The 25,938-nt window shown below is 71.8% G+C and carries 23 protein-coding genes; 13 read left to right on the top strand and 10 right to left on the bottom strand.

The window, feature by feature from the left end; translation table 11 throughout:
• Positions 1-89 precede the first annotated feature (89 nt).
• Together OHA89_RS24990 and dnaG are read left to right on the top strand one after the other, a co-directional pair.
• Positions 90-1,364 (top strand): NAD(P)/FAD-dependent oxidoreductase, encoded by a 1,275-nt coding sequence (locus tag OHA89_RS24990; RefSeq protein ID WP_215140881.1) that lies wholly within the window; start codon positions 90-92, stop codon positions 1,362-1,364.
• Between the two features lie 34 nt (positions 1,365-1,398).
• The gene (gene dnaG, locus OHA89_RS24985) at positions 1,399-3,300 is read left to right on the top strand and encodes a DNA primase (protein WP_215140880.1); all 1,902 of its coding nucleotides are present in this window, start codon (positions 1,399-1,401) and stop codon (positions 3,298-3,300) included.
• 177 nt (positions 3,301-3,477) lie between these two features.
• Here the strand turns inward: dnaG and OHA89_RS24980 are convergent, their stop codons facing one another.
• A complete protein-coding gene (locus OHA89_RS24980; RefSeq protein ID WP_215141989.1) occupies positions 3,478-3,924 on the bottom strand; it encodes a gamma-glutamylcyclotransferase family protein in 447 nt (148 codons plus the stop codon).
• A 209-nt stretch (positions 3,925-4,133) separates the two neighbouring features.
• On the opposite strand from OHA89_RS24980, the gene OHA89_RS24975 reads away from it, so the two are divergent.
• The 3 genes from OHA89_RS24975 to OHA89_RS24965 all read left to right on the top strand — a co-directional run bounded on the left by OHA89_RS24975 (position 4,134) and on the right by OHA89_RS24965 (position 6,621).
• On the top strand, positions 4,134-5,135 hold the full coding sequence (locus tag OHA89_RS24975) for a sensor histidine kinase (protein ID WP_406367144.1): 1,002 nt from the start codon (positions 4,134-4,136) through the stop codon (positions 5,133-5,135).
• A 225-nt stretch (positions 5,136-5,360) separates the two neighbouring features.
• Positions 5,361-5,864: a hypothetical protein gene (locus OHA89_RS24970; RefSeq protein ID WP_215142004.1), complete on the top strand. Its 504-nt coding sequence runs from the start codon at positions 5,361-5,363 to the stop codon at positions 5,862-5,864.
• A gap of 130 nt (positions 5,865-5,994) precedes the next feature.
• Positions 5,995-6,621 (top strand): class F sortase, encoded by a 627-nt coding sequence (locus tag OHA89_RS24965; RefSeq protein ID WP_266609775.1) that lies wholly within the window; start codon positions 5,995-5,997, stop codon positions 6,619-6,621.
• 10 nt (positions 6,622-6,631) lie between these two features.
• Here OHA89_RS24965 and OHA89_RS24960 read toward each other — a convergent pair whose 3' ends face one another.
• The 3 genes from OHA89_RS24960 to OHA89_RS24950 all read right to left on the bottom strand — a co-directional run bounded on the left by OHA89_RS24960 (position 6,632) and on the right by OHA89_RS24950 (position 9,045).
• Positions 6,632-7,408 (bottom strand): TSUP family transporter, encoded by a 777-nt coding sequence (locus tag OHA89_RS24960; protein WP_266609774.1) that lies wholly within the window; start codon positions 7,406-7,408, stop codon positions 6,632-6,634.
• A 36-nt stretch (positions 7,409-7,444) separates the two neighbouring features.
• Positions 7,445-7,681, bottom strand: a complete 237-nt coding sequence (locus OHA89_RS24955; RefSeq protein ID WP_266609773.1) for a hypothetical protein — start codon at positions 7,679-7,681, stop codon at positions 7,445-7,447.
• A gap of 68 nt (positions 7,682-7,749) precedes the next feature.
• Positions 7,750-9,045 carry a ferric reductase-like transmembrane domain-containing protein gene (locus OHA89_RS24950; RefSeq protein WP_406367142.1) on the bottom strand — a complete coding sequence of 432 codons (1,296 nt, stop codon included), beginning with the start codon at positions 9,043-9,045 and terminating at the stop codon, positions 7,750-7,752.
• A gap of 157 nt (positions 9,046-9,202) precedes the next feature.
• On the opposite strand from OHA89_RS24950, the gene OHA89_RS24945 reads away from it, so the two are divergent.
• Genes OHA89_RS24945 through nirD form a run of 3 tightly spaced genes read left to right on the top strand, consistent with a single transcriptional unit; the run spans position 9,203 to position 13,297 of the window.
• On the top strand, positions 9,203-10,441 hold the full coding sequence (locus tag OHA89_RS24945; protein WP_266609771.1) for an NAD(P)/FAD-dependent oxidoreductase: 1,239 nt from the start codon (positions 9,203-9,205) through the stop codon (positions 10,439-10,441).
• Position 10,442: 1 nt separating this feature from the next.
• Positions 10,443-12,968 (top strand): nitrite reductase large subunit NirB, encoded by a 2,526-nt coding sequence (nirB, locus tag OHA89_RS24940; protein ID WP_266609770.1) that lies wholly within the window; start codon positions 10,443-10,445, stop codon positions 12,966-12,968.
• A complete protein-coding gene (gene nirD, locus OHA89_RS24935; RefSeq protein WP_215141978.1) occupies positions 12,965-13,297 on the top strand; it encodes a nitrite reductase small subunit NirD in 333 nt (110 codons plus the stop codon). Before nirB ends, nirD begins: the two co-directional genes overlap by 4 nt.
• Positions 13,298-13,303: 6 nt before the next feature.
• On the opposite strand, the gene OHA89_RS24930 is transcribed toward nirD, so the two are convergent.
• On the bottom strand, positions 13,304-13,714 hold the full coding sequence (locus OHA89_RS24930) for a VOC family protein (RefSeq protein ID WP_406367139.1): 411 nt from the start codon (positions 13,712-13,714) through the stop codon (positions 13,304-13,306).
• Positions 13,715-13,847: 133 nt separating this feature from the next.
• Complete coding sequence (locus tag OHA89_RS24925; protein ID WP_266609769.1) at positions 13,848-14,309, bottom strand: group III truncated hemoglobin; 462 nt, start codon at positions 14,307-14,309, stop codon at positions 13,848-13,850.
• 457 nt (positions 14,310-14,766) lie between these two features.
• On the opposite strand from OHA89_RS24925, the gene OHA89_RS24920 reads away from it, so the two are divergent.
• Entirely contained in the window at positions 14,767-15,927 is a 1,161-nt protein-coding gene (locus OHA89_RS24920) for a PhoX family protein (protein WP_257556420.1), read from the top strand.
• Positions 15,928-15,975: 48 nt separating this feature from the next.
• Here OHA89_RS24920 and OHA89_RS24915 read toward each other — a convergent pair whose 3' ends face one another.
• From OHA89_RS24915 to dusB, 3 genes are all read right to left on the bottom strand, one after another.
• A complete protein-coding gene (locus tag OHA89_RS24915; RefSeq protein WP_406367137.1) occupies positions 15,976-17,016 on the bottom strand; it encodes a helix-turn-helix domain-containing protein in 1,041 nt (346 codons plus the stop codon).
• A gap of 386 nt (positions 17,017-17,402) precedes the next feature.
• Positions 17,403-20,111: a pyruvate, phosphate dikinase gene (gene ppdK, locus OHA89_RS24910; protein WP_266609767.1), complete on the bottom strand. Its 2,709-nt coding sequence runs from the start codon at positions 20,109-20,111 to the stop codon at positions 17,403-17,405.
• A gap of 364 nt (positions 20,112-20,475) precedes the next feature.
• Positions 20,476-21,636, bottom strand: a complete 1,161-nt coding sequence (gene dusB, locus OHA89_RS24905; RefSeq protein WP_406368582.1) for a tRNA dihydrouridine synthase DusB — start codon at positions 21,634-21,636, stop codon at positions 20,476-20,478.
• Between the two features lie 34 nt (positions 21,637-21,670).
• Between dusB and OHA89_RS24900 the strand changes: the two genes are divergently transcribed.
• Positions 21,671-23,137 (top strand): MFS transporter, encoded by a 1,467-nt coding sequence (locus tag OHA89_RS24900; RefSeq protein WP_406367136.1) that lies wholly within the window; start codon positions 21,671-21,673, stop codon positions 23,135-23,137.
• Positions 23,138-23,233: 96 nt separating this feature from the next.
• Here the strand turns inward: OHA89_RS24900 and OHA89_RS24895 are convergent, their stop codons facing one another.
• Positions 23,234-23,689, bottom strand: coding sequence for a MarR family winged helix-turn-helix transcriptional regulator (locus OHA89_RS24895; protein WP_266609765.1), 456 nt, complete (start codon positions 23,687-23,689; stop codon positions 23,234-23,236).
• Positions 23,690-23,780: 91 nt separating this feature from the next.
• On the opposite strand from OHA89_RS24895, the gene OHA89_RS24890 reads away from it, so the two are divergent.
• The 3 genes from OHA89_RS24890 (at position 23,781) to OHA89_RS24880 (ending at position 25,855) form a co-directional block, all read left to right on the top strand.
• Complete coding sequence (locus tag OHA89_RS24890; RefSeq protein ID WP_406367134.1) at positions 23,781-24,125, top strand: DoxX family protein; 345 nt, start codon at positions 23,781-23,783, stop codon at positions 24,123-24,125.
• Positions 24,126-24,187: 62 nt separating this feature from the next.
• Positions 24,188-25,240: an aldo/keto reductase gene (locus tag OHA89_RS24885; RefSeq protein ID WP_406367132.1), complete on the top strand. Its 1,053-nt coding sequence runs from the start codon at positions 24,188-24,190 to the stop codon at positions 25,238-25,240.
• 21 nt (positions 25,241-25,261) lie between these two features.
• A complete protein-coding gene (locus OHA89_RS24880) occupies positions 25,262-25,855 on the top strand; it encodes a TetR family transcriptional regulator (RefSeq protein ID WP_215141959.1) in 594 nt (197 codons plus the stop codon).
• Positions 25,856-25,938: the final 83 nt, after the last annotated feature.

Raw genomic sequence — 25,938 nt, 5'->3', positions numbered from 1 at the left:
ATCGGGCCACTCCCCCTTCACGCGGCAGGCTCATTGCGGGACGCTCGCATGTGGTCGCATGTGGCGGAGAGGTTATGAGGAGGCATCAGGTGGTCGACGCACACCGGACATTCGTCATCGTCGGCGCAGGGCTTGCCGGGGCAAAGGCGGCCGAAACGCTGAGGTCCGAGGGGTTCACTGGGCGGGTGATCCTGATCGGCGACGAGCGCGACCATCCCTACGAACGGCCCCCGCTGTCCAAGGGGTACCTGATGGGCAAGGAAGACCGCGACAGCGTCTTCGTCCACGAGCCGTCCTGGTACGCGGCCGCCGACATCGAGCTGCACCTCGGCCAGCCCGCCGTCCACCTGGACCGGGACGCCAAGAAGGTGGTCCTCGGCGACGGCACCGCCCTGCACTACGACAAGCTGCTGCTGGCCACCGGCGCCGAACCGCGCCGCCTGGACATCCCGGGCACGGGCCTGGCCGGGGTGCACCACCTGCGGCGCCTCGCGCACGCCGAGCGGCTGCGGGGCGTCCTGGCCGGGCTCGGCCGGGACAACGGCCACCTGCTGATCGCGGGCGCCGGGTGGATCGGCCTGGAGGTCGCCGCGGCGGCCCGCGGGTACGGCGCGGAGGTCACGGTCATCGAGCCCGAGCCCACCCCGCTGCACGCGGTGCTCGGCCCGGAGATCGGCCGGCTCTTCGGGGACCTGCACGCCGATCACGGGGTGCGGTTCCACTTCGGGGCCCGGCTGACCGAGATCGTGGGCCACGACGGCATGGTGCTGGCCGCCCGTACGGACGACGGGGAGGAGCACCCGGCGCACGCGGTGCTCGCCGCGATCGGGGCCGCGCCGCGCACCGCGCTCGCCGAGACCTCCGGGCTGGCCCTGGTCGACCGGGAGCACGGTGGCGGGATCGCGGTGGACGCCTCCCTGCGCACCTCCGACCCGGACGTCTTCGCGGTCGGGGACGTGGCCGCCGCGCACCACCCGGTGCTCGGGACCCGGCTGCGGGTCGAGCACTGGGCCAACGCCCTCAACGGGGGCCCGGCCGCCGCGCGGGCCATGCTGGGGCAGGAGGTCTCGTACGACCGGGTGCCCTACTTCTTCTCCGACCAGTACGACGTGGGTCTGGAGTACTCGGGCTACGCGCCGCCCGGCGGCTACGACCAGGTGCTGATCCGCGGGGACGCGGGCAAGCGGGAGTTCATCGCCTTCTGGCTCTCGGAGGGGCGGGTGCTCGCCGGGATGAACGTGAACGTGTGGGATGTGACCGAGCACATCCAGGCCCTGATCAGGTCAAAGGAGCCCGTGGACCGCGAGAAACTGTCGGATCCCTCGGTTCCGCTCTCGTCGCTGCTCACGCCCGAGGGGGCCTGACGGGTTTGTCGGCGTCCGGCCGTAGACTTCACGCGTGGCAGGACGGATCAACGACGACGACGTGAAGGCGGTACGGGACGCGGTCCCGATCGACGCCGTGGTCTCCGACTACCTCCAGCTGCGCAACGCGGGCGGCGGCAACCTCAAGGGCCTGTGCCCCTTCCACGACGAGAAGTCCCCGTCCTTCCAGGTCAGCCCCAGCAAGGGTCTCTACCACTGCTTCGGCTGCCAGGCGGGTGGGGACACCCTCGACTTCATCATGAAGATCGACCACCTCTCCTTCTCGGAGGCGGTCGAGCGCCTCGCCGGCCAGGCCGGCATCACCCTGCGGTACGAGGAGGGCGGCTACACCGCCGGCACCAGCGGCCGCGGTGAGCGCATCCGGCTGGTCGAGGCGCACAAGGCGGCCGCCCAGTTCTACGTCGACCAGCTGGACAGCCCCGAGGCGGAGATCGGCCGCAAGTTCCTGGCCGAGCGGGGCTTCGACCAGGGGGCGGCCGCGCACTTCAGCGTGGGCTACAGCCCGGCCGGCTGGGACCACCTGACCCGATTCCTGCGCGGGAAGGGCTTCAGCGACAAGGAGCTGATCACCTCCGGGCTCGCCCAGGACAGCCGCAGCGGCAAGCCCATCGACCGCTTCCGCGGCCGGCTGATGTGGCCGATCCGCGACATCAGCGGCGAGGTGGTCGGCTTCGGCGCCCGCAAGCTGCGCGACGACGACAACGGCCCCAAATACCTGAACACGCCCGAGACGGCGATCTACAAGAAGTCCCAGGTCCTGTACGGCATCGACCTGGCGAAGAAGGAGATCGCGAAGACCTCGCGGGCCGTGGTGGTCGAGGGCTACACGGACGTGATGGCCTGCCACATGGCCGGGGTCACCACCGCGATCGCCACCTGTGGCACGGCCTTCGGCGGGGACCACATCAAGATCCTCCGCCGGCTGCTGATGGACAACGCCACCGCCGAGGTGATCTTCACCTTCGACGGCGACGCGGCCGGCCAGAAGGCGGCGCTGCGGGCCTTCGAGGACGACCAGAAGTTCGCCGCCGAGACCTCGATCGCGATCACCCCGGGCGGAATGGACCCCTGCGACCTGCGCCTGGCACAGGGGGACGCGGCCGTTGCCGGGCTCGTGGACTCCCGGACCCCGCTCTTCGAGTTCGCGCTGCGGCACATCGTCGCCCGGCACAACCTGGAGAACCCGGCGGGCCGGGCGGCGGCGCTGGACGAGGCCGCTCCGGTCGTCGCCCACATCAAGAACATCGCGATCCAGCACGAGTCCGCCGTGCAGCTCGCGGGAATGCTCGGCATCCGCGACGAACAGTTCGTGGTCAAGCGCGTCGCGCAGCTCGCGCGCTGGGCCCGCGACCGCGGCAACCAGCCCCAGCAGCAGGGCAGGGGCCGCCCGTCCTACGAGGCCGCCGCCGCGCCTGCCGCCCAGCCGGGGGGCGGCCCCGCGCTGAACCTGCGCAGCCCGGCCCACCGCACCGAGCGCGAGCTGCTGAAGCTGGCCCTCCAGCGCCCGGCCCTGGTCTCCCCGGCGTTCGACGCGTACGGGGGCGACGAGTTCACCGCCCCGCCCTACGCGGCCGTGCGCCAGGCCATCCAGGAGGCCGGCGGCGCCTCGCTCGGTACCGAGGACTATCTGGTCCGCGTACGTGACGCGGCCCCCAACGACACCGTCCGCGCGCTCGTCACGGAGCTGGCGGTCGAGGCCATCCACGCGAAGACGGTGGACGAGGTCTACGCGGGGGTGCAGCTGGTCCAGGTGCGGCTGCGCGCCGTCGACCGCCGGGTCCACGAGATCCAGGGCACGCTGTCCCGGCTGGGCCCGCAGGCCCCGCCGGAGCAACTGGCTGCGGTCCAGGAGGAGCTGTGGGTGCTCCAGCAGTACGGCCAGCGGCTGCGCAACCGCGGCGCCGAGGGCCTCTAGGCCCTCGGGAGTGTCGTCAAAGTAGCGTCGGCCGCCCGAAGGGCGGGGCTGGCGGGGCCTGGTGCGTGCGATCGCAAGGCGGAGGAGGGAATCGACGCGGAGCGTCGGTGACCGACGACAACGCGGCGAGCGTGCGTGCCAGGCCCCGCCAGCCAGACGGGACTTTGACGACACGACCTAGAGCCGCTTGAGCCAGTCCCCGCCCGGTATCTCGGTGCCCGACTCCCGCAGGTCACGGGCTAGCAGCGGCGACGCCAGGTAGACCCAGGCCCGGACCGGGGTGCCGTCGGGGCGCACGGCATCGCGGGCGATCCGGTCGTAGACGTTCCCCGGGCGGCCCGGGCCCCCGTACTCCTCCAGCACGTCCAGGGCGGCCAGCAGCTCCCCGTACGCACCCGGCGCCGCGGTGATCAGCTCCCCGACCACGACCGAACCCGGGCAGTCGACCGCGAAGGGATAGCCGGGACCTTCGTACAGGGCCGCGTCCGGGAGGCCGGCGGGCTCCTCCGAGACGGTTCGGCCGCGCAGGAACAGGTCGTGGTTGACCTCGCCCGGGCGCAGCGTCCCGTAGACGAAGAACGGGAGCGGTGCGGTCGGGTCTTGTGGCCGAACGACCGATGTCACGGGGCCCTCCCTGGGGTACGGCGGAACACTCCGCAGACCGGGACCAAGGTCCCGACCTGCCTGCGCCCCACCACCGTACGCACCGCTGTTACACGACCTCCCGGTGCCCGTGACCCTCCGGCGAGGCCGATGCCCGGATCGACTGCCCGGAGCTGCCGGCCCCGCTGCGGACGGCGGCCCTCGCCGGGGAGCGCACCACCTACCTGGACATGTCCGGGCCGCACCCGGCGGTCTGGGCCGCCCGGCCGGTCGGCGGGGCGCACGTGCTGTCCGTACGGCTGTCGCTGACCGACGACCGCGAGGAGCTGGCCGAGCTGGACCGCGGGCTCGTGGCGTACGGGGTGGTGGTCGTGGCGCTCGCGGCGGTCGGCGGGGCGCTGATCGCCAGCCGGCTGAGCAGGGAGCTGCGGACGGCGGCGGAGACGGCCCGCCGGATCAGCGCGGGCGAACTGGACGCGCGGATCGGGCTGTCCGGGGTGCCGGGGACGCGGGACGAGGTCGCCGAACTCTCCTCGGCGGTCGACACGATGGCCGCCAGCCTGCAGCAGCGCCTGGAGGCAGAACAGCGGTTCACGGCGGATGTGGCGCACGAGCTGAGGACCCCGCTGACGGGTCTGCACACCGCGGCCGAACTGCTGCCGCCCGGGCGTCCGACGGAGCTCGTACGGGACCGGGTCGCGGCGCTGCGGACCCTGACCGAGGACCTGCTGGAGGTGGCCCGGCTCGACGCCAACCGGGAGGAACCGCAGCTGGAGGCGCACCGGCTGGGGCCGCTGGTGGAGTCGATCACGCGGCGCTCGGGGGTGACGGCGCAGGTGGTGGGCGCGTCCGGGGCGGCTGGGGCGTCCGGTGCTTCCGGTACGGAGGCGGCGGGCACGGCGGAGGCGGCGTACGTCCGCACCGATGTACGGCGCTTCGAGCGCATCCTGACGAACCTGCTGGCCAACGCGCGGCGGCACGGCGGGGAGCCGGTCACCGTGACCGTGTCCGGGACCACGGTGACGGTCCGGGACCGGGGGCCGGGCTTCCCGGAGAAGCTGCTGCGCGAGGGACCGCAGCGGTTCCTGACCAGCGCCGCCGAGCGCGGCCAGGGCACGGGGCTCGGCCTGACCATCGCCCTCGGCCAGGCGCAGGTGATCGGCGCCCGGGTCACCCTCGAGAACCTGCCGCCTTCGGGAGCCTTGGCCACGGTGGTGCTTCCGCCGGCCTGACCCGCTTCCTCCCCGCGGTCACCCGGACGGCGAAGGCGGCCCGGATGGCCGAATAGGCGGCCTTGACCTGCGGAAACGACTCGGTGGCAGGCCGCTCGCGAGGGAATCTGACAGAACATCAGCAGGCGCGCGGCGGGCGGGCCGGGTTATCTCGGAGACACGACCCCGTGTCTCCAGGGAGTTCCCATGCGCCGACGTACGGCCCACGCGCTGACTGCCACCGCGATGACCTGCGCCGCTTTCGCCGGCCCCGTCGCCGGTGCGGTCGCCGCCGTGGATCTCGGCATGGTGAGCTTCGCTCCCGGAGACTTCGCCGCGCTGGAGGTGTGGCCGAAGTCCGCCGCCCCGGGCGCCACCGTCACCGTGAACACCACCGCCTGCGGGTCCGGCAGCCATGCCGAGGGTGATGCCACCACGGTGGGCGGCAGCCGGTTCAAGCTGGTCCCGGGGACCCACAAGGAGGTGGTCGTGGGGCAGTTCCAGGTCGCCCCCGGCACCCGCCCCGGCACCTACGGCATCGGGGCGACCTGCGCAAACGGCAAGTTCGCCACCGGCGACCTGGTCGTCACCGAACGCGGCCCGCAGGGCCACGTCCAGACCGGGGTGGGCGGTGGCACGACCACCACCACCGACCCCGCCAAGATCGCGGCGGGAGCGGCAGTGCTGGCCGCGACCGCCGTCGGCGGTACCTGGCTCCTGCGTCGCCGGGCGAGCGGCACGCGGAGCTGACGGACGCCCACCGCGGCTCCGGCCGCGGTCCGACCGGTACCGTCCCCCGTCGCCCGCCCCGCGAGGTCCCCCCGTTCGCGGGGCCGGGCGACGGCCAGTCACCCCGAAACGGAAGGCCGAGGGGGTACGCATGGGTGGCGATTTCCGCGGAGCCCGCCACGGAGGCCTCGTGGCCCTCGCCGCCTGTGTCGGCGTCTGGCTCGTGACCAGCGGCTCCCGCGAGCCCGTCGGGCCGCCGCTGCCCTCCCCCGCCGAGGCCCTGACGGCCGCCGGCGCCACGGGCCCGGGCATCGCGCCGCTCCCCGGATCGCCGCCCACGCGGATCCGGATCCCCTCCATCCGGGTCGACGCCCCGCTGACCGGGCTCGGCCTGCAGCCGGGCGGCAGCCTCGAAGTGCCCCCGCCCGACCGGCGGGACCTGGCCGGCTGGTACCGCGACGGGACCACCCCGGGCGCCACCGGCACGGCTGTCATCGCGGGGCACGTGGACGACGCCGCCGGGCCGGGGGTCTTCTACCACCTGGGCGCCCTGCACCGTGGGGCCGGCGTCGAGATCCGGCGCGCGGACGGCCGTACCGCCGTGTTCACGGTCCACGCGGTCGAGGTCTACGACGCCAAGGCCTTTCCCGACACGCGTGTGTACGGCCCTTCGGCGCGCGCCGAACTGCGGGTGATCACCTGCGGCGGCGGCTTCTCGCCGCGTACGGGCTACCGGGGCAACGTGGTCGTCTTCGCCCACCTCACCGGGACGTACTGAGCCGGCCCGGTCAGCCCCACTGTTCGAAGCCGAGCTTGATGACCAGCGCGCCCACCACCGTCAGCAGGACGCCGCGGACGAAGCCGCTGCCCTTCTTGAGGGCCATGCCGGCGCCGATCATGCCGCCGGCCAGGTTGAACACCGCCATCAGCGCGGCCAGCTGCCACAGCACCATGCCCTGGTACGCGAACATCGCGAGCGCCCCGGCGTTCGTGCAGACGTTGACGATCTTGGCGGTCGCGGAGGCGGTGACCAGGTCGAGGTGGAGCAGTGCGGTGAGCGCGAGCACCAGGAAGGTGCCGGTGCCCGGCCCGATGAGACCATCGTAGAAGCCGATGCCGAGCCCGGCGAGGCCGATGGCGAGCAGCACCCGCTGCCGGCTGACGGCCGAGGCGCTCGGGGCGGTGCCGAAGGCGGGCCGGAACAGCACGAAGGCGGCGACCACCACCAGCACCACCATGATCAGCGGGCGGAGCGCGTCCTTGCTGATGCCACCGGCCAGCGCGGCGCCACCCATCGAGCCGGCGAGCGCGGCGAGGCCGATGCGGACGGCGAGCTTCACGTCCACCGTGGTCTTGCGGAGGTAGGTCACGGCCGCGCCCGTGGTACCGACGATGGCGACGGCCTTGTTGGTGCCGAGGACGGTGGCCGGGTGGGCGTTCGGCAGGCCGAGCAGCAGGGCGGGCAGGAGCAGCAGGCCGCCGCCGCCCACCACCGCGTCGATCCAGCCGGCCGCCGCGGCGGCCACGCACAGCACGATGATCATGGTCGTTGATATGTCAGGCACGACCTGACCCTATGGAGCTGTCGCGTGCAGGTGCCATCAATCTCCGGAAACTTGCGCAAAGGTTGAGCTTCGCCCGGCGGGTGCCCGGTCCGGGGCCACCGGCGCCGCCGGGTCCACGGCCGCCGTCAGCACGCTGGCGGCCAGCACACTGGCCAGCCCCAGCCCGGCGGCGAGCACCGGGGGCCTACGGGGTTTGCGGTGCCGGGCCACCCGGCCGGCGGAGGCAGTGGCCGGTACGGGCGCGGACAGGGCGATGTGCAGCGGATGACGCATGGAGCGGTGGCCCCTCTCGGAAGCTGAAGTCGGAGGCTGCGGTCAGTACCTGCAGTCGGAAGCCGGAGTCAGAAGCCGAAGCACTCGGAATGGATGCGTCCGGCCGGCACCCCGGCCCGCAGCAGCCCGGCCTGCGCCGCCCCGGACATCCCGGGCGGCCCGCACAGGTACACGTCACGCTCGGCCAGGTCCGGCACCAGCGCGGCCAGCGCCTGCGGCGCGAGCGGATCGTAGGCGGCGCCCGAGGGCCCGAGCAGGTAGTGCAGCCCGGCCTGCCGTTCCGCGGCGATGGCCTCCAGCTCGGCGCGCAGTACGAGCTGTTCCTCGGCCCCGGCCCGGTAGAGCAGGGTGATGTCCCCGGGGCCGCCGGGCAGCGTCTCGAACAGGGCCCGCATCGGCGTGATCCCGACCCCGCCCGCGATCAGCAGCACCTTGGGCCGCGTCCGCCGGGCGGCGGTGAGCGCCCCGAACGGCCCGGTGGCCAGGACCCGCGTGCCGGGCCGCAGCCGGCGGATCCGGCGGGAGTGGCCGCCGAGCCCCTTGACGGTGATGCGCAGGGTGTTCCCGCGGACCGGCGCGGACAGCGAGAACGGCAGCGCGGTGTGCCACAGCCGCCGCTGGAGAAACCGCCAGCGCAGGAACTGGCCCGGCTCCGCGCGCAGTTCCGCGAGGTGCTCCCCGTACATGACGACGGAGACCACCCCCGGCCCCTCGGCCCTGACCTCCGCGACCCGCAGCGCGTGCCGCATGGCCTGCCGTACGGGGACGACGGCCCGGTACCACAGGAGCAGGACGGCGACCACGGTGTGGGCGAGCGCCCAGAACCAGGAGGCGAGGGCGAGATCGGGCCCGGCGAGCTGATGCCCGAAGGCGAGGGCGGCGGCGAGGTAGACGAGCAGGTGCACCCCGCGCCAGGTTTCGTGCGACACCCGGCGGCGTACCGCCCGGGCGGAGGTCACACCGACCGCGGCCAGGAGGACGGTCCCGGCCGCGGCGGCGGCGAGCGCGGGGTAGCCGAGCAGCTCCCGGGCGGCGGAGAGCACGTCGACCCCCTCGTGCACGGCGTATCCGAGCAGGGCGAAGAGCCCGTGCCCGAAGCAGAGGAGCAGTACATGACGGCCGCCGAGCGCGTGCCAGCGGGCGAGCCGGTCGGCGCCGACCCCGTGCTCGACGGCGGGCACCCGGGCCATCAGGAACAACAGCACCAGTACCCCGTACCCGGCGAACAGGCCGGTCAGGTGCGCGGCGGTGGCGAACAGCGCGTCGGGCCGGGCCGAGGGCCGTACCTGCACCGCCCAGAGCAGGGCCACCACCCCCGCCCCGCCCAGCATCCCGCCCCTGACCAGCACCGCCACATCTCGCATACGGGTCACGCTAAGGGCCCGGCGGACGGGTTTGATGATCCTTAAGGCGGCCTTGAGGGAGGCCTCACTGACGCTTAACCCGTGCGCTGAGGCCGGTGTTCCGTCCGGGTAACAACGGCGATGCGGCGGGGAAACAGCGGACCCGCACGCTCGGGGCATGACCTCGGAACAGCGTGTGGTGGTGATCGGCGGCGGCCTCGCGGGCCTGCGGCTCGCTGCGCGGCTGACCGGCGGTGCGGCGGTGACCGTCCTCGGCGAGGAGCCGCACGTTCCGTACAACCGGGTGCTGCTCGCCGAGGTCCTGGCGGGCCGGTACGCGCCGGAGGTGGCCGCCCTCCCGGCGGTCGGTCCGGCGCTGCGACGGGGGGTCCGTGCCGTCCGCATCGACCGCGCCGACCGGACGGTCCACTGCGACGACGGCGCGGCGCTGGCGTACGACACGCTGGTGCTGGCCACCGGGTCCAACCCGGTGCTGCCGCCACTGCGCGGGCTGTTCGAGCCCGAGGGGCGGGAACTCCCCGACGGGGTCCACGCGTTCCGCACGATGGACGACTGCCTCGCGCTCTCGGCGGCCGTCCGTCCGGGCGTGCGGGCGGTGGTGATCGGCGGGGGCCTGCTGGGCGTCTCGGCGGCCAGGGCGCTGGCCGCGCGGGGTGCGCAGGTGGTCCTGGCCCAGCAGGCCGCACGCCTGATGGAACGGCAGCTGGACGCCGAGGCGTCCGCTCTGCTGCACGCCCACCTCGAAGCCCTGGGCGTGGAGATCCACACGGAGTGCCGCGTCCGCGGCCTGACCACCTCGCCTGCGGCTCCGCGGACGACGGCGCAGCGCAGGGTCACCGGGGTCGAGCTCGCCGACGGCTATCGGCTCGACGCCGATCTCGTCGTGCTCGCCTGCGGTGTACGGCCCCGCACCGGGCTCGCCCAGGCCGCCGGGCTCGAGGTGCGCAAGGGCATCGTGGTCGACGACCGGCTGCGCTCCAGCGACCCCCGGATCCACGCCATCGGCGACTGCGCCGAGCACGCCGGCCAGGTGTACGGCCTGGCGGGAGCCGCGCTGGAGCAGGCCGACGTCCTCGCCGGCGTCCTGGCCGGCGCGGACACCGCGTACACCGGCACCCGCGCCCTCACCCGGCTCACCCTCACCACCGCCGGAGGCAGCGGCCCCTTCGACCTCGCCTGCTTCGGCGAGACGACCCCCCGCCCCGGCGACGACGTGGTCCGCTTCGCCGACGCCACCCGGCGGACCTACCGCACGGTCGTCCTCCGCGACGACCGCCTGGTCGGCGGGGTCCTGCTCGGCGAACTCTCCACCGTGGGCGCCGTCGCCCGCACCTGGGAGGGCGACGAGGCACCCCACGACCTGTTCCACCTGCTCACCGACGACGGAGGCCACTGACATGACCGAGCCCCTGCCCGCGATCGTGCTCATCGGGCACGGCATGGTCGGCCAGCGCTACCTGGAGGCGCTCGCCGAGCGCGGTGCGACCCGGTCCCACCGGATCACCGTCCTCTGCGAGGAGCCCCGGCCCGCCTACGACCGCGTCCACCTGACCTCGTACTTCTCCGGCAGCACCGCCGAGGACCTGTCCATGACGCCGCCCGGTTTCATGGAGGAGCACGGCATCGGCCTCCACCTCGGCGACCCCGCCGAGGCCATCGACCGGGACGCCCGTACCGTCACCTCCCGCTCCGGCCGCGTCTTCCCGTACGACGTCCTGGTCCTGGCCACCGGCAGCTTCCCCTTCGTGCCGCCCGTCCCCGGCAAGGACGCCCCCGGCTGCTTCGTCTACCGCACCATCGAGGACCTCCTCGCCATCGAGGAGTACGCGAAGGACCGCACCCGCGGCGCGGTGGTCGGCGGCGGCCTCCTCGGGCTCGAAGCCGCCGGCGCCCTCCAGGGGCTCGGACTCGCCACCCGGATCGTGGAGTTCGCCCCGCGCCTGATGCCCGTCCAGGTCGACGAGGGCGGCGGCGCCGCCCTGCTGCGCACCATCGAGTCCATGGGGCTGACCGTCCACACCGGTGTCGGCACCCAGGAGGTGCGGACCGGCGAGGACGGCCACGTCGACGGCATGCTGCTCTCCGACGGCTCCGCCGTCGATACCGACCTCGTCGTCTTCTCCGCCGGTGTCCGCCCCCGCGACCAGCTGGCCCGCGACTCGGGACTGGACGTCGGCGAGCGCGGTGGCATCGCGGTGGACTCCCGCTGCCGCACCTCCGACCCGCACGTCTACGCCATCGGCGAGTGCGCGCTGGCCTCCGACGGCCGCGTCTACGGCCTGGTCGCCCCCGGTTACGAGATGGCCGAGACGGCCGCCGACGATCTGCTGGGCCGGGAGAAGGAGTTCACCGGAGCCGATCTCTCCACCAAGCTCAAGCTGCTCGGCGTGGACGTGGCCTCCTTCGGTGACGCGCACGGCAGCGCCCCGGGCAGCCTCGACGTCGTCTGGTCCGACTCCCGCTCCGGCGTCTACAAGAAGCTGGTGGTCTCCCCGGACGGGGTCCTGCTCGGCGGGGTCCTGGTCGGCGACGCCGACTCGTACGGTCTGCTGCGCCCGCTCACCGGCAGCGTGCCGCCCGTCGCACCCGAGCAGCTGGTCCTGCCCGCCGGTCTCGGCGCGCCCGTCGCGCTCGGCCCGTCCTCGCTCCCCGACCACGCGGTGATCTGCTCCTGCCACAACGTCACCAAGAAGGCCATCACCGCCTACTCCACCCTCCCCGAGGTGAAGAAGTGCACCAAGGCGGGCACCGGCTGCGGCGGTTGCCTCAAGGTGATCGGTCAGCTGCTGCCGGCCTCCGCCGACAAGGGGCTGTGCGGCTGCTTCCCCTTCACCCGTGCCGAGCTCTACGAGATCGTCCGCACCCTCCGCCTGACCTCGTACCAGCAGCTCCTCGACGGCCACGGCCGCCCCGAGGCCCGCGGCGGCGACGGCTGTGAGGTGTGCAAGCCCACCGTCGGCTCGATCATCGCCTCGCTCGCCCCGACCGTCGGCGCCAGCGGCTACGTCCTGGAGGGGGAGCAGGCCGCCCTCCAGGACACCAACGACCACTTCCTCGCGAACATGCAGCGCAACGGCTCCTACTCGGTCGTCCCCCGCATCCCCGGCGGTGAGATCACCCCCGACAAGCTGATCGTGATCGGCGAGGTGGCCCGCGACTTCGGCCTCTACACGAAGATCACCGGCGGTCAGCGGATCGACCTCTTCGGCGCGAGCGTGGACCAGCTCCCGCGGATCTGGGCCCGGCTCGTCGACGCCGGATTCGAGTCCGGGCACGCCTACGGGAAGGCCCTGCGGACGGTGAAGTCCTGCGTGGGGCAGACCTGGTGCCGCTACGGGGTGCAGGACAGCGTACGGATGGCCATCGACCTGGAGCTGCGCTACCGGGGACTGCGCGCCCCGCACAAGCTCAAGTCGGCGGTCTCCGGATGCGCCCGCGAGTGCGCGGAGGCGCAGAGCAAGGACTTCGGGGTCATCGCGACGGCGAGCGGCTGGAACCTCTACGTGGGCGGCAACGGCGGAGCCACCCCGCGCCACGCCGACCTCCTCGCCCAGGACCTGTCGGACGCGGAACTGGTCCGGCTGATCGACCGGTTCCTGATGTTCTACATCCGCACCGCCGACCGGCTGGAGCGGACCTCGACCTGGCTGGAGCGGCTGGAGGGCGGCCTGGCCCATCTGCGGGACGTGGTCGTGCACGACTCGCTGGGGCTGTGCGCGGAGCTGGAGGCCCTGATGGCCGACCACGTGGCGCACTACCGCGACGAGTGGGCCGAGACGCTCCAGGACCCGGAGCGGCTGCGCCGGTTCGTGTCCTTCGTCAACGCGCCCGGCGCCCCCGACCCGACCGTGAAGTTCGTCCCCGAGCGCGACCAGGTCAAGCCCGACCTGGCCGTTCTGACCATAGGAGGAGCTGTCCGATGACCATCGAACTGCGGGTGGCCGAAGGCTGGCTGACGGTGTGCGAGCTGTCCGCGCTCGTCCCCGGGCGCGGGGTCGCGGCCCTGCTGCCCGACGGGAGCCAGGCCGCGGTGTTCGTCGACCGCGCGGGGCGCCCGTACGCCATCGGCAACCAGGACCCCTTCACGGGCGCTCAGGTGCTGTCGCGGGGGCTGCTGGGGAGCGCGGCGGGCAGGCCGTTCGTGGCCTCGCCGCTGCTGAAGCAGCGCTTCGACCTGGAGTCGGGGCGATGCCTGGACGACGAGGAGGTGGCGGTCCGGACCTACCCGGTGCGGACCGCCGCGACCTCGTAGCTGGCATCAGCCCTGGATGGCGGCCGGGTCCATCCAGACGTACTCCCACACGTGGTGGTCCAGGTCCTCGAAGGCGCGGCCGTACATGAAGCCCATGTCCATGGCCGGTCGCGGCTCGATGGCGCCCGCCGCGAGAGCGCCGTCCACGATCTCGTCGACCTTGGCGCGGCTGTCGGCGCTCAGCGCGACCATCACCTCGGTGGTCTTCGCGGCGTCGGCGACCGGCTTGGTGGCGAACTGCTTGAACTTCTCCTCGGTCAGCAGCATCGCGAAGATGGTGTCGCTGATCACCAGGGAGGCGGCGGTCTCGTCGGAGAACTGCGGGTTGAAGGAGTAGCCGAGCTTCTCCCAGAAGGCCCTGGTGGCGTCCAGGTCCTTGACCGGCAGGTTTACGAAGATCATCTGGGGCTGGGGCATCTCGGTCTCTCTTCTCTCACGCGGTGTTCGCTGCTTCGAGAGGTAGACCGGGGGCCGCGAGAAAACTCATCGCTCCCCGCAAAGTTTTCCCGAGATTTCTTCCCGACCCTGCCCGGCAGCACGAAACCGCAGGTCAGGCCACCGAGCGCAGCTCCAGTGCGGCCAGCGGGACGAAGCCGAGGCCGTCCTCGCTCGCCATGGACGCCTCAGGGCCCGCGAGCCGCTTGTGCAGGGCCAGCGCGATCCGCTCGCCCTGCGCCTTGGCCCGCTCGGCGTTCGGCCCCCGGTGCAGGCCGTCGACGGTCGCGTGCCACAGCTGTACCCAGCGCCCGAAGTCGGCGGCGGTCAGTGCCCGCGCCGAGTTCAGGGCGGCGTGCGGGGCGAAGGCGTCCCGCCGGTACTCGGCGGTGCGGAAGAGGGCCCGCTCCCAGAAGTCGGTGATCCGGGGCAGGTGGGCCTCGAGGTCCGTGCCGGCGATCTCGGTGAAGAAGGGCCCGATCCCGCGATCGGCGAAGGCCGCCGTGTAGAAGCGGCGCAGCACGACGTCGAGGTCGGCGCGGCCCGAGATGTCGTCGGCGGCGGCGAAGTGGTTCATTGCTCCACCATCCTTCCCCACGACGGGCCTCCCCAGGGGAGAAAGTCCCGCGGTACGTCACATCGTGCCGGTGCGTGGTCCGCCCGGGCGGTCACGGTCGGTCACGGGCAGGAGCGCGGGATGCGCGGGCTCGGCCGGTCCGGCGAAGGGGACCGGCAGGCGCGCCGCGGTGGCCGATGCCGAGCGGGTCACCGAGGCCTTGGCGGGCGCCGGCGCCGTGCGAACGCCGGCTGCCGCACGCCGATTTCGACCTGCGCACGCACCGGCCGGGGAAATCAGCCACCTTCCGGAAAGGGCGCTTCGCCGCCCTGAAATCTCTGCCGCAGGATTGAACCTCGACCGGTCGCTCGGGCGTAATGAGGAATTGGCGCCACGTCAACTGGCGTCTCCTAGGTTCCTCGACGCGTGCGACCCCGCGTCCGACCGGCCGCGGGGCCTTCCTCCCACAGGAGTGACCGTGGAACGTCGTACCTTCCTGCGCGGCGCTGTAATCGGTTCGTCGGCCGCCGCCTTCGGCGGCACGTTGATGCACGGGGCCGCCTACGCGGCGCCCGCCCAGCCCGGCGCCGGGCCGTACGGAGCACTCGGAGCGGCGGACGCGAACGGCATCCAGCTGCCCGCCGGCTTCAGCAGCCGGGTGATCGCCCGCTCGAGCCAGACCGTCAGCGGCACCTCGTACACCTGGCACAGCGCCCCGGACGGCGGCGCTTGCTTCGCGGACGGCACGGGCTGGATCTACGTGTCGAACTCGGAGATCAACCCGTCCGGCGGCGCGAGCGCGGTCAAGTTCAACTCCTCCGGCACCATCACCGGCGCCTACCGGATCCTCTCCAACACCCGGCAGAACTGCGCGGGCGGCAAGACCCCGTGGAACACCTGGCTCTCCTGTGAGGAGGTCAGCCTCGGCTACGTCTACGAGACCGACCCGTACGGCGTGAACGCGGCCGTCCAGCGCCCGGCGATGGGCCGGTTCAAGCACGAGGCGGCCGCCGCCGACCCGGTCCGCCAGGTGATCTACCTGACGGAGGACGAGACGAGCGGCTGCTTCTACCGCTTCATCCCGACCACCTGGGGAAACCTTTCCTCGGGCACCCTCCAGGTCCTCAAGGCCGGTACGGCCACCTCCGGTTCCTTCACCTGGGCCAACGTCCCGGACCCGGACGGCTCCCCGACCACCACCCGCACCCAGGTCTCCGGCTCCAAGAAGTTCAACGGCGGCGAGGGCTGCCACTACGCCAACGACACGGTCTGGTTCACCACCAAGGGCGACAACCGCGTCTGGCAGCTCAACCTCGCCAACAGCACGTACGAGCTGGCGTACGACGACTCCCTCGTGCCCGGCGGCGCGGCCCCGCTGACGGGTGTCGACAACGTCACCGGGTCCTCCTACGGCGACCTGTACGTCGCCGAGGACGGCGGCAACATGGAGATCTGCGTGATCACTCCGGACGACGTGGTGGCGCCGTTCCTGCGGATCACCGGCCAGTCCTCCTCGGAGATCACCGGCCCGGCCTTCTCCCCGGCCGGCAACCGGCTCTACTTCTCCAGCCAGCGCGGTACGAGCGGCAGCTCGTCGGCGGGCATCACGTACGAGGTGACGGGCCCCTTCCGCACCTGAGCCCCACACCACCGCGGCCCCCGGCGCCCAGCCGGGGGCCGCACCGTTTCACGAGGCCACGGCGCCGCCCTTGAGGAGGGCCGCGCCCAGCGGGGTCACCGTGTGCAGCACCGCGTTCCCGTGGCGGAGGGTGGTGACCAGGCCCGCCTCGCGCATCACGCAGGCGTGCTGGCTCGCCGAGGCCAGCGAGACCCCGGCCCGGCGGGCCAGTTCGCTGGTGGTGGCGCCGTCGCCGATGGCCCGCAGCACCACCGAGCGGGTGTGCCCCACCAGCTTGCCCAGCGTGCGCTGGCGCTGCTCCTCGACGTGGACGGTGCGCGCCGCCTCGCCCCCCGTGGGGGCCGAGGCCAGGTGCGAGGCGGCCGGATAGACCAGCACCGGCGGCAGCTCCGGATCGTGCAGGGTCACTGCGGTGCGCCGGCAGAAGAAGGACGGCTGGAGCAACAGCCCGCGCCCCCGCAGCCGTACGTCGCGGTCCACGGGGTAGTCGCACTCCAGCACCGGGGCCCGCCAGCGCAGCATCGGCGGCAGCGAGGCCAGCAGTTCGTCCGCGCCCCCGTCCAGCAGGGCCCGGCCGCGCGCGGCCCGCTCGGCCTCTATCTGGGCCTGTATGTGGGTCCAGTACGGCTCCACGGCCGCCCGGTGGTACCCGCGCAGCTCGCCCAGGAGCCTCGGCAGGTGCTTGGTGCCGCCGTCCATGAACTCCCGTAACCGCGGCGCCGGCGACGTCCCGGCAACCGCTCCGGCAACCGCTCCCGCTCCGGACCCGCCGCCGAGCAGCACGAGCTCGCGCCGCATCCGCTCGGGCCGGATCCCGCGCAGTGCGTCGAGCGCCACGTCCCACCCGTACTGCCCCTCCACGGGGGTCAGGAAATCGGGGAAATAGCCGCGTGCCGGTATGAGCATGCCCAGCATGCGTGTTTCACTATTCAACCGGCTCCGAGTTTCCGTGCGCCATTCACCGAACAACCGGGCATCACGCCGGTCCCTTAAACGGTGAAAGCTGAGAATCGTTTCCCACAACGCATCGGGACGCCCTGCCATCCGTACGCGTGCCAGGTCCACTCCAGTGAAATGGATACGCAGCACCGAACCCCCACCTGTGCAACCGCAATCCCCCCGCCCCATGAGTATGCATGCCGTCACACGTGGTCACCACGCCCTTTCGGCCACAGTTGAAACCCCTTTCGGCAGGGGCGTGACAACCGAAATCCTGTACTCCGCCGGGCACACTCCGATGCGACCGAAACGCTCCGTGAAGGCCGTGGGGGGCTTTGCGGGGCCTGGCGGTCGGTCGCACCGGGAAGCGCCGACGTGCCCGGCAGAATGACAGCGGCGGTGGACGGGTGGGGATCCGTCCACCGCCTGCTGGCGTAAAGATTTGTTGAACAGCAAAAAATAGGCGCGCCCGCCACCGGGCAGTCAGGGAACCCGGGGGCAGGCGCGGTCTATGGGGCCCTTCTCAGGGCCGGGGATCAGCGGCTGTCGCTGCCCTTCGCCTCGGCGGCCGCACGACCGGCCTCCAGGCGCGCCACCGGAATCCGGAAGGGCGAGCAGGAGACGTAGTCGAGGCCGACCTCGTGGAAGAAGTGGACGGACTCGGGGTCACCGCCGTGCTCGCCGCAGACACCGAGCTTGAGGTCGGGACGGGCGGCCCGGCCGGCCTCGGCGGCGCTGCGGACCAGCGCGCCGACGCCGTCCTTGTCGATGGTCTCGAAGGGCGAGACCCCGAAGATGCCCTTCTCCAGGTACGCGGTGAAGAAGCTGGCCTCGACGTCGTCGCGGGAGAAGCCCCACACCGTCTGGGTCAGGTCGTTCGTACCGAAGGAGAAGAACTCCGCGGCCTCCGCGATCTGGCCGGCCGTCAGGGCGGCGCGCGGCAGCTCGATCATCGTGCCGATGGTCAGCTTGAGGTTCGTGCCGGTGGCGGCCTCGACCTCGGCGATGATCGCGTCGGCCTCCTCGCGGACGATCTCCAGCTCCTGGACGGTGCCCACGAGCGGAACCATGATCTCGGCGCGCGGGTCGCCCTTGGCGTTCTTGCGCTCGGCGGCGGCCTCGGCGATGGCCCGCACCTGCATGGCGAACAGACCGGGGATGACCAGGCCCAGGCGGACACCGCGCAGACCCAGCATCGGGTTCTGCTCGTGCAGCTTGTGCACGGCCTGGAGCAGGCGCAGGTCGTTCTCGTTGGCGTCCTTGCGGGACTCGGCGAGGGCGACGCGCACCGACAGCTCGGTGATGTCGGGCAGGAACTCGTGCAGCGGCGGGTCGAGCAGGCGGACGGTGACGGGCAGGCCGTCCATCGCCTCGAACAGCTCGACGAAGTCCTTCTTCTGCAGCGGCAGGAGGGCACTGAGTGCCGACTCCCGCTCGCCGTCGGTGTCCGCGAGGATCAGGCGCTCGACCATCTCGCGGCGCTCGCCGAGGAACATGTGCTCGGTGCGGCACAGGCCGATGCCCTGGGCGCCGAAGCGGCGGGCGCGCAGCGCGTCCTCGGCGTTGTCGGCGTTGGCGCGCACGCGCAGGCGGCGTACCCGGTCCGCGTACGCCATGATCCGGTGCACGGCGGCGACCAGTTCGTCGGCGTCGTCGGCGCCGGCGTGCATCCGGCCCTCGAAGTACTCGACGACCGGGGACGGTACGACGGGTACCTCACCGAGGTAGACCTTGCCGGTGGAGCCGTCGATGGAGACGACGTCGCCCTCTTCGATGACCGTGTCGCCGACCGTCATGCGGCGGCGCTTGGTGTCGACGTCGAGCTCCTCGGCGCCGCAGACACAGGTCTTGCCCATGCCGCGGGCGACGACGGCCGCGTGCGAGGTCTTGCCGCCGCGCGAGGTCAGGATGCCCTCGGAGGCGATCATGCCGTCCAGGTCGTCCGGGTTGGTCTCGCGGCGGATCAGGATGACCTTCTCGCCGGAGCGGGACCACTTGACGGCCGTGTACGAGTCGAAGACGGCCTTGCCGACCGCCGCGCCCGGGGAGGCGGCGATGCCGCGGCCGAGCAGCTCGGTCTTCGCATTCTCGTCGAAGCGCGGGAACATCAGCTGGGCCAGCTGGTGGCCGGTGACGCGCTGGAGGGCCTCGGCCTCGTCGATCAGGCCCTGGTCCACGAGCTGGGTGGCGATGCGGAAGGCGGCGCCGGCGGTGCGCTTGCCGACGCGGGTCTGGAGCATCCACAGCTGGCCGCGCTCGATGGTGAACTCGATGTCGCAGAGATCCTTGTAGTGGTTCTCCAGCGTCGTCATGATCGTCATGAGCTGGTCGTACGAAGCCTTGTCGATGGCCTCCAGGTCCGCGAGCGGCACGGTGTTGCGGATGCCCGCGACCACGTCCTCGCCCTGGGCGTTCTGGAGGTAGTCGCCGTAGACGCCCGCGTGGCCGCTGGCGGGGTCGCGAGTGAAGGCGACGCCGGTGCCGGAGTCGGGGCCCAGGTTGCCGAAGACCATGGAGCAGATGTTGACCGCGGTGCCCAGGTCGCTCGGGATGCGCTCCTGGCGGCGGTAGAGCTTGGCGCGGTCGGTGTTCCACGAGTTGAAGACGGCCTCGACGGCGAGGTCCATCTGCTCGCGGGCGTCCTGCGGGAACTCGCGGCCGGCGTCCTTGGCCACGATCTTCTTGAAGACCTTGACCAGCTTCTTCAGGTCGGCGGCGTCGAGGTCGGTGTCGACGGTGACCTTCTTGGCGGCCTTGGCCTCGTCGAGGGCGTCCTCGAAGAGCTCGCCCTCGACGCCGAGGACGGTCTTGCCGAACATCTGGATGAGGCGGCGGTACGAGTCCCACGCGAAGCGCTCGTCACCGGCCTGGGAGGCAAGGCCGGTCACGGACTCGTCGGAGAGGCCGATGTTGAGGACGGTGTCCATCATGCCGGGCATCGAGAACTTGGCGCCGGAGCGCACGGAGACCAGCAGCGGGTCGTCCGACTGGCCGAGCTTCTTGCCCATCTTCGTCTCGAGGGCGGCAAGGTGGGCGCTGACCTCGTCGCGCAGCTCGGCCGGGGCCGTGCCGCTCTCGAGGTAGACCTTGCAGGCCTCGGTGGTGATGGTGAAGCCGGGAGGGACCGGCAGACCCAGGTTGGTCATCTCGGCGAGGTTGGCTCCCTTGCCGCCGAGAAGGTCCTTGAGGTCGCGGTTGCCCTCGGTGAAGTCGTAGACGAACTTCTGATCTTTGTTTTCCGACACGGGTCTCGACTCCTCGAGGCTCGGTGGCTGCCCTGACGGCCAGGAACATACCCAGATCGAAGGCTTCTGGGTACGTCCACTTGGTCGTCATGCGGCTGTAACCACCCGTGCGCCACCAGATCGAAAGTAACTCATGGGTAATCAGAAGGTACGAAGATCCTTCACTTCCCGAAGGGGGAGGGGGCTTTTGAGGCCTGATCACGCTCGGATGAGCGATCATCGATACATTTGCGTTCAAGTATTGAATGCACAAAGGGTGGCACCCAGTGCCACCCTTTGAAAGTCTTACCCGTGACTTTGGTGCTCATCTGAGCGAAACCCCACCCATGCGTGGCGTATATCACGCAACACGGAGGGCGATTTGTCAGCCTCCGGAGGTGTCCAGTTCGGCTTCCTCGCTGACGCCCGCGCAGTCGTACGGGTCCTTCAGCCAGCCGTCCGGCAGGACAACTCGGTTGTTTCCGGACGTCCGGCCCCGCGGGCCGTCCGCGCTCTCGGGCCACGCCTGATCCAGATCCAGCTCGCTCAGATGAGCATCCAGCTCGGCCAGCGAAGAGGTCACCGCGAGCCTCTTGCGCATCTCGGATCCGACCGAGAAGCCCTTGAGGTACCAGGCCACGTGCTTACGGAAGTCGATCACCCCGCGCGTCTCGTCGCCGATCCACTCCCCCAGCAGCTGTGCGTGGCGGTGCATGGTGCCCGCGACCTCGCGCAGCGTCGGCTTGTGGAAGTCCTCGGGACGGCCCTCGAAGGCCGCCACCAGGTCGTTGAACAGCCACGGCCGCCCCAGGCAGCCCCGGCCCACGACCACGCCGTCACAGCCGGTCTCGCGGACCATCCGCAGCGCGTCCTCCGCGCACCAGATGTCGCCGTTGCCGAGCACCGGGATCTCCGGCACGTGCTCCTTGAGCCGCGCGATGGCGTCCCAGTCGGCGGTGCCGCCGTAGTGCTGGGCCGTGGTGCGCCCGTGCAGGGCTATCGCCGTGACCCCCTCCTCGACGGCGATCCGGCCGGCGTCGAGGTAGGTGAGGTGGTCGTCGTTGATGCCCTTGCGCATCTTCATCGTCACCGGGAGGTCGCCGGCGCCGGCCACGGCCTCGCGCAGGATCGCGCGCAGCAGGTTCCGCTTGTACGGGAGGGCGGAGCCGCCGCCCTTGCGGGTCACCTTGGGGACCGGGCAGCCGAAGTTGAGGTCGATGTGGTCGGCACGGTCCTCTTCGACGATCATGCGGACCGCCTTGCCGACCGTCGCCGGGTCGACTCCGTACAGCTGGATCGAGCGAGGCTTCTCGGTCTCGTCGAAGTGGATCAGCTGCATGGTCTTCTCGTTGCGCTCGACCAGGGCGCGGGTCGTGATCATCTCGCTCACGAACAGCCCCTTGCCGCCCGAGAACTCCCGGCAGAGGGTACGGAACGGGGCATTGGTGATGCCGGCCATCGGCGCGAGCACCACCGGGGGCTGCACGGTGTGCGGGCCGATCGCGAGGGGCGGAGGGAGCGTGGTCATCCGCCCATTGTCCCGCATGCCGGGGCGGTGCGGCAGACGTACCATCGGCGGCATGATCGAGCCGAGTCAGCCGAGTCGCCGGCAGCGCATGGTCGTCCTGGCGATCTGTTGCATGAGCCTCCTGATCGTGAGCCTCGACAACACCGTCCTCAATGTCGCGCTGCCCTCTATGCGCCGCGATCTGAACGCCTCGGTCGCGGGGATGCAGTGGACGATCGACGCCTACACGCTCGTGCTGGCGTCGCTGCTGATGCTCGCGGGCTCCACCGCGGACCGGATCGGCCGCCGCAAGGTGTTCGTCGCCGGTCTGGTCCTCTTCAGCGTCGGCTCGCTGCTGTGCTCGCTGGCCCCCACCCTCGACTGGCTCATCGCCTACCGCATGGTGCAGGCGGTCGGCGGCGCGATGCTCAACCCGGTGGCCATGTCGATCATCACCAACACCTTCACCGAGCCCGCCGAGCGCGCGCGGGCCATCGGGGTGTGGGGCGCGGTCGCGGGCATCTCCATGGCCGCGGGCCCGCTGGTCGGCGGGGTACTGGTGGATTCGGTGGGCTGGCGCTCCATCTTCTGGGTGAACCTGCCGGTCGGTCTGGTCGCTCTCGCCCTGACCCTGCGCCACGTGCCCGAGTCCCGCGCGGCCCGGCCGCGCCGGGTGGACCCGGTGGGCCAGCTGCTGGTCATGGCGCTGCTGGGCAGTCTGACGTACGGGATCATCGAGGCGCCGGCCGCGGGCTGGCGCTCGCCGCTGATCATGGGCTGCGCCCTGGTGGCCGTCGCCTCGCTGGTGGGGCTGCTGCGCTACGAGCCCCGGCGCGAGGAGCCGCTGATCGATTTCCGGTTCTTCCGGAGCGCGCCCTTCAGCGGGGCCACGGTGATCGCCGTGAGCGCCTTCGCCGGGATGGCCGGGTTCCTCTTCCTGAACACCCTGTACCTCCAGGAGGTGCTGGGGCTGGACGCGCTGCACGCCGGGCTCTACATGCTGCCGATGGCCGCGATGACCATGCTCGTCGCGCCTCTGTCGGGCCGGCTGGTGGGCAGCAGGGGGCCGCGGCTGCCCATGCTGATCGCCGGCGTCGCGATGGCGGCGAGCGGGCTGCTCTTCGCGGCCTTCCGGGCCGAGACGTCCACGGCGCTGATGTTCACCGGGTACGTGCTGTTCGGGCTCGGCTTCGGCATGGTGAACGCGCCGGTCACCAATACGGCGGTCTCCGGGATGCCGCGGTCCCAGGCGGGGGTCGCGGCCGCCATCGCCTCCACCAGCCGGCAGACCGGGAGCACCCTCGGCGTCGCGGTCGTCGGTGCGGTCCTGGCGGCCGGTCTGGCGCGCGGTTCCGACTTCGCCGGGTCGGCCGCCCCGGCCTGGTGGATCATCACGGTCTGCGGGCTGCTGGTCCTGGTGGTGGGCGCGGCGTCGAGCGGCCAGTGGGCCCGCTCGACGGCGGAGCGCACGGCCCGCACCCTGGATCCGGCCGGCGCCCGCGTTCCCGCGGCCCCGCGGGCGTCGGAGCCCGGCCACTGAGCCACCCGGCCCATCGGGCTACGCGTTCACCTGGCTTCTCGTTCACCGGCTGCTCGTTCACCGGGCTGCCCGTCCAAGGCTGCTCGGGCCACCGGGCTACTCGTCGCAGTTGACGTCGTCCCCGTGGGCGTCGATCCGTGCCAGCAGGGCGCGCAGGGTCTCCTGATCGGCGGCCGAGAGGTCCGCGAAGAGGCCCTGCTCGACCTCGTCGAGCGCCGCGTTCGTCTTGCCGAGCACGGTGGATCCGGCGGTGGTGATGGCCACGTTGTGGCGGCGCCGGTCGGCCGGGTCCCGGCGGCGTTCGGCCAGGCCGTCGCCCTCCAGGTCGTTCAGGATCCCGACGAGCACGCTCGGGTCCACCTCCAGCCGCTCGGCGAGCGCCCGCTGGCTGACGGGGCCGTCCTCCAGATGCATCAGCGTCATCGCGTGGCGCGGCGTGAGTCCGGCCGCGCTGAGCGCCTTCTTCATCCGGGTCTGGGTGACCGATCCGTGCCAGGCCAGCAGCAGGCCCAGCCGCTGCGGAGGGTGCGATCCGTCCTGATCTGCCGTCATGGTCCACATCGTAGCAATCGAGAAATGATTGCGTCGGAGATACCGTTGATGCTATTCAATGATCCTGCATCTTCGACCATTGGAGTCCTCCATGTTCATCGCCTACGCCGTCGTCGGTGGCCTGCTCGCCCTGGTCCTCACCGCCTCCGCCACCTTCACGCTCCAGCGCAACGACCAGATCGTCGCCAGCATGCGGAAGGTCCAGGTCCCGGACTCCTGGCTGCCACGCCTGGCCACCCTCAAGGCCGCAGGTGCGATCGGACTGGTCGCGGGCCTGTGGTTCACGCCGCTCGGCATCGCGGCCGCCATCGGCGTGACCCTCTACTTCATCTGCGCGGTCATCAGCCACCTCCGCGTCAAGGACTACGAGCTCGCACCTGCCGCCGTCCTCGCCGTGGTCGCGGCCGCCGCCCTGATCCTGCGGGTCCTGTCGTAGCCCCCTCACACTGACGAGTGACAGATATTGAAATCTGTCACTCGTCATGTCATTCTCGTTCCATGACGACGAACGAGAGCACCACCCACGGGCACCCTGTCCACGAGAACCCTGTCCACCGCCGCCTCGGCACCACCGGGCCGGCCGTCTTCCCGCTCGGCCTCGGCTGCATGGGGATGTCCGCCCTGTACGGGGAGGCCGACCGCGCGGAGTCCATCGCCACCATCCACGCTGCCCTGGACGCAGGCGTGACGCTGCTCGACACCGGCGACTTCTACGGCATGGGCCACAACGAACTGCTGATCAACGAAGCCCTGCGCACCGCACCCGCCGCGGCTCGCGAGCAGGCGCTGACCAGCGTCAAGTTCGGCGCCCTGCGCACGGTCGAGGGCGGCTTCACCGGCTACGACGGGCGGCCCGAGGCCGTCAAGAACTTCCTGGCCTACTCGCTCCAGCGGCTCGGCCGGGACCACATCGACATCTACCGCATCGCCCGGGTGGACCCGGACGTCCCGATCGAGGAGACCGTCGGGGCCATCGCCGAGGCGGTCGAGGCCGGGCACGTGCGCCACATCGGCCTCTCCGAGGTCGGCGCGGACACCCTGCGCCGGGCCGCCGCCGTCGCCCCGATCGCCGATCTGCAGATCGAGTACTCGCTCATCTCCCGCGGCATCGAGGACGAGATCCTGCCGACCGCCCGGGAGCTCGGGATAGGGGTCACGGCGTACGGGGTGCTGTCCCGCGGCCTGATCAGCGGCCACTTCACCCGCGACCGCGCGCTGGCCCCGGGCGACTTCCGCGGGATGAGCCCGCGCTTCCAGGGGGACAACCTCGACCGCAACCTCGACCTGGTCGACGCCCTGCGCAAGGTGGCGGAGGGCAAGGGCGTGAGCGTGGCGCAGACCGCCATCGCCTGGGTCCTGTCGCGCGGCGAGGACATCGTGCCGCTGGTCGGTGCCCGGCGCCGGGACCGGCTCGCCGAGGCACTGGGTGCCATGGACATCACGCTGAGCGCCGCCGATCTGGCCGCCATCGAGGAGGCCGTGCCCGTCGGCGCCGCGGCGGGCGAGCGGTATCCGGCGGCCCAGATGGCCCACCTCGACAGCGAACACTGACCTGGCGGTACGGTCGTACCCATGCCCCCCGCTGCTGCCGCGCCCCTGACACCCGAGCGCATCCTCGAGACCACCGAGGACGTGCTGCGCCGCTTCGGCCCCTCCAAGGCGACGGTGGTGGACGTGGCCCGCGCGCTGGGCGTCAGCCACGGCAGCGTGTACCGGCACTTCCCGTCGAAGGCGGCGCTGCGCGAGGCCGTCACGGACCGCTGGCTCGCCAAGAGCGTGGTCGCGCTGGAGGAGATCACCTCGGCTCCCGCCGAGAGCGCCCCCTCCAAGCTGGAGGCGTGGCTGGAGGCGCTCTTCGAGGCGAAGCGTCACAAGGCGGGTGACGACCCGGAGCTGTTCGCCACCTACATCGTGCTCCTGGCCGAGAACAGCGGCGTGGTGGACGCGCACCTGACCGAGCTGATCGACCAGTTGGCCCGGATCATCGCCGAAGGGGTCGCGGCGGGCACCCTCGCCGCCGACGACGTGCCGGCCGCCGCCCGCGCGGTCTTCGATGCCACCGGCCGCTTCCACGATCCGCAGTACGCGGCCGACTGGCTCTCGCCCACGATCTTCACGGAGTTCGAGGCGGTCACCGCGCTGATCATCCGGGGCCTGCGCGCCTGACGCGGCCCCCGTCAGGAATCAAGCAGCCGGAGCTGTCCAGTCCGGTCGGCTTGGTGATCATTTTGATGTGCCCGCCTTGTACA

It is taken from the genome of Streptomyces sp. NBC_01546, from assembly GCF_045208355.1.
Classification (GTDB): domain Bacteria; phylum Actinomycetota; class Actinomycetes; order Streptomycetales; family Streptomycetaceae; genus Streptomyces.
The sequence above is the reverse complement of the archived record's forward strand: the minus strand, read 5'-3'. Positions and strand labels throughout refer to the sequence as shown.